This is a genomic window from Caenispirillum bisanense (genome assembly GCF_900230255.1).
Classification (GTDB): domain Bacteria; phylum Pseudomonadota; class Alphaproteobacteria; order Rhodospirillales; family Rhodospirillaceae; genus Caenispirillum; species Caenispirillum bisanense_A.
This window is the reverse complement of record NZ_OCNJ01000030.1, coordinates 1-3,233: the sequence shown is the minus strand read 5'-3', so window position 1 is coordinate 3,233 and position 3,233 is coordinate 1. Positions and strand designations below refer to the sequence as shown.

General features: G+C 63.2%; 3 protein-coding genes and 1 pseudogene. 3 read left to right on the top strand and 1 reads right to left on the bottom strand.

The features are described from left to right. Window positions 1-1,669 (bottom strand): hypothetical protein (locus CRP50_RS25390; protein ID WP_141415263.1); only part of this gene is annotated, 1,669 nt, incomplete at its 3' end. Between the two features lie 456 nt (window positions 1,670-2,125). Here CRP50_RS25390 and tnpA point away from each other — a divergent pair. From tnpA to CRP50_RS24610, 3 genes and pseudogenes are all read left to right on the top strand, one after another. Beyond that, window positions 2,126-2,503, top strand: a complete 378-nt coding sequence (gene tnpA / locus CRP50_RS26400) for an IS66-like element accessory protein TnpA (RefSeq protein WP_097281843.1) — start codon at window positions 2,126-2,128, stop codon at window positions 2,501-2,503. Further along, complete coding sequence (gene tnpB, locus CRP50_RS24615; protein ID WP_097281842.1) at window positions 2,500-2,847, top strand: IS66 family insertion sequence element accessory protein TnpB; 348 nt, start codon at window positions 2,500-2,502, stop codon at window positions 2,845-2,847. Before tnpA ends, tnpB begins: the two co-directional genes overlap by 4 nt. Window positions 2,848-2,905: 58 nt before the next feature. Further along, a pseudogene (locus tag CRP50_RS24610) lies at window positions 2,906-3,139 on the top strand (hypothetical protein); the annotation flags it as partial. Window positions 3,140-3,233 lie beyond the last annotated feature (94 nt).

Below are 3,233 nucleotides of genomic sequence, written 5' to 3'. Positions count from 1 at the left end.
TACCCCCCCCCACCACCACCGTATCCGTCCCCGCCCCCAGCGTCACGTTATCCGCGCCTGCGCCCGGGGTGATGGTGTTGGTGCCGGTAGTGGCGACGTTGAGCGTCTGCGCGCCGTCGGAGCCGGTGATGGTGACACCGCCTGCGCCGGTCAGTGACTTGCCTGCTGCCTGCGCGGCGGTCATGGTCAGGGTTTGACCCGTCGCGACGGTGTAGGCATCGACGGTGCCGAGGTTGGTGTTGGCGGAAATATCGGCGCTGGTGGCCACGGCTGCGGTGACGGTCAGGGTGCTGTTCAGTCCCGACAGGTTGGTATTGGCAGCCAGTGCGCTGACATTGACCGAGCCGGTGCCGGTAGCGGTTACGCCGCCGAGTTTGGCGGCGGGGCCTTCCAGTGTGGCGCCGGTTGCAACTGCAAACGTCGCGGTGCCCATGGTGGCTGCGTTATCGACGGTCAGCGTGCCACTGGTCACAGCAACCGCTGCCTTGCCGAACTTGCCGGTAAAGGTGACATTGCCAGCAGATGCAGCGGTAACGGTCGTGGCGGTAATGCCGCTCAGGTCGGCTGCTGCCGTCGAGTTGAGGGCTGTGACGGCGACTGTGCCGGTGCCTTCGATCGTTTCTCCACTGAGAACAGCGGCGGTACCAGTCAGGGTGATGGTGTTGACAATGATCTTGTCAACGTTGGCCTTCGCCTTGGAAACGGCAGTGCCCGTAGCAGGCGTAAAGACGTAGTTGGTACCGTCATCGGTCACCACCACATTGCCATTGCCGGTGGAAAGCGTCCAGATCTTGGAGCCAGACGCACTTTCAGTCACCGTGAACGTCGGCAGATTGTTGCCACCGCCACCACCAGTGCCACCGCCTGGGGTCGGGGTGGGGGCTGCCGGCTGAAACACCGGAGGCAGCGTCACCGTCGGCGGCACAGTCACCTCCGGGGGGACAACGAGCGAAATACCAGATCCTGGGGGAGGGACGAAATCCACTGGAATAGGAGTGCTTGCGGGAGGCGTCCAGCCCGCAGGGCGCTCGAAAGTCGGAATGAACGGAGCCACCGACTCTACACGCCCAAAGGCTCCGGTTACGTTCCCATTGGTTAGCGCCTGCGTGAATTGCGGATCGTTACTGAAGTCAGCGAGAGTGATCCCGTTGCCCAAGGAGCGCCCTTCTTTGACACCGAACAGCATCAGGTGGGTGAACGGATCAATCGCGCCATCTGCAGCGGCGCCAGCGACGTCCGGGTTGGCACTGAGATATTTGCCCAGGTCTATAGCCGGGTTGATCGGACGGCCCTCGCCCTGCCCGAACAGCGCGAAGTGCTGCGCTGCCGACGCAATAATGCCCTGCTCGATGGCGGCGGCTACATCGGGATTCTGCTGAAGGTAAAAGGATTCGTCAAACAAGGGAGTGGGGGAACGGCCTTCAGTTCCTCCGAACAACTGGAAATGATCCCATGCGGTGATGAGTCCTTGCGCTACAGCTTCAGCAACGTCAGGGTTGTTGGCCAAGTATTGCTGAGCGTCAAACAGGGGTGATGCGGAGCGACCTTCGCTCCGGCCATACAGCATAAAATGCTCGCCAGCATTGAACGGAGCACCCGCTTCGATGGCAGCCGCAACGTCAGGATTCTGTTGCAGGTACCAGCTCGCGTTAAAGGCTATGGGCGTCATAATCAGCGTCTCCAGGTATAGCAACAAGCGACAGTATGAGGTTGATGAGATAACCGGAGGCAGCCGTGTCGCAGGCTCAGCAAGGACATGCACCTCCAGTCGAAGCCAATCATGGAATCGAAGGTTCGAGCTACAGAGTACGGAGGGATGGTATCCAAGCAAAACGGATTGCGCCACATTAATTTTGTGCGTCGATATGAGTTCTGGCTAGGCTCCAGACTTCCGTAATGGGCCCGCCTGATCTGACAGCCAAAAATGAGAATGCGTCACGATGAGCTCCCTTCCGGGGAGCTTGATGGGGAGAGGTGATGGGGTGGACGGCGAACACATCCATTCCGGAATATGCGTCATCGTCGTAACCTCCGGTGAGCACCGCCTTCTCAGCCGGATTCAGTTCCGAGATGCTGGCCCCTCAGCCAACTTCGACCGGTGGGAAAGGTGTCCACGAAATCGGTTATGGACAGAAGTTCAGAGGGGCAGCGGCGCTACCAGTCGTGGCCGGATGACCTGAAGCGGGAGATCGTGTCGGCCACGCTCGAGCCCGGCGCCTCGGTCGCGGCGGTAGCCCGGCGCTACGGGGTGAACGCGAACCAGGTCTTCTCCTGGCGGAAGCGGTTGCTCGCCGCGGCGTCCGAAGCGGCGCCGCCACATCGCGACGAGCCGGCGGAACCGGGCCTGATCCCGGTCGTGCTGACGGCCGAGGTGCCGGACGCCAGCGAGCCTCTCGACGAGCGGATCGAGATCGAGCTGGGTGGCGGCTATCGTGTCCGTGTCGGGGCTGGCTTCCACGGTCCTGCGCTGCGGCGCGTCCTCGACGTGCTGGAACGGCGATGATCGCGGTTCCCTCCGGCGTCCGGGTCTGGCTGGCGGTCGGGCGCACCGACATGCGGCGCGGCATGAACGGGCTGGCGCTGCAGGTGCAGGAGAGCCTCGGCCGCGATCCCCACGCCGGTGACCTGTTCGTCTTCCGGGGCGCCAGGGGCGACCTGGTGAAGATCCTCTGGCACGACGGCATCGGCATGTCCCTCTACGCCAAGCGGCTGGAGACGGGGCGCTTCATCTGGCCGTCGCCGGCCGACGGCGTCGTGGCCATTTCGCCGGCCCAGCTCGCCTACATGCTCGACGGGATCGACTGGCGCAACCCGCGCCACACCTTCCGCCCGAAAAGCGCAGGGTAGGCTGAGTTTCGAGCACTTTCCGCACGTCAGAGACCGCCTTTTGTGATTCCATGGGGGCATGGAAACCGGCCGCCAAACTCCGACAGACGAGCTCGACGCCCTGAGGGCGGAACTGGCGGTCGCGCGCGCCAGGGCCGCCGAAGACCAGGCGCTGATCGCGCACCAGAAGCTGCAGATCGAGAAGTTGAAACGTGCGCTCTACGGATCGAGCGCCGAGCGCCGGGCGCGGCTGATCGGGCAGATGGAGCTGGAGTTCGAGGAGCTTGCCGCCTCGGCCACCGAGGACGAACTGTAACCCTCCGCCGAATGTCGCGGTCGAGGGGCTGGCGTAGGGCGGCGGCTCGCTGTTGACTGTGAGTATGACTAGGCATACTGACAGACACCAT

Excerpts from the sequence above, each read along its gene's own strand:
- tnpB (WP_097281842.1), top strand. The coding sequence starts at position 2,500 with ATGATCGCGGTTCCCTCCGGCGTCCGGGTCTGGCTGGCGGTCGGGCGC.
- tnpA (WP_097281843.1), top strand. The coding sequence starts at position 2,126 with ATGGACAGAAGTTCAGAGGGGCAGCGGCGCTACCAGTCGTGGCCGGAT.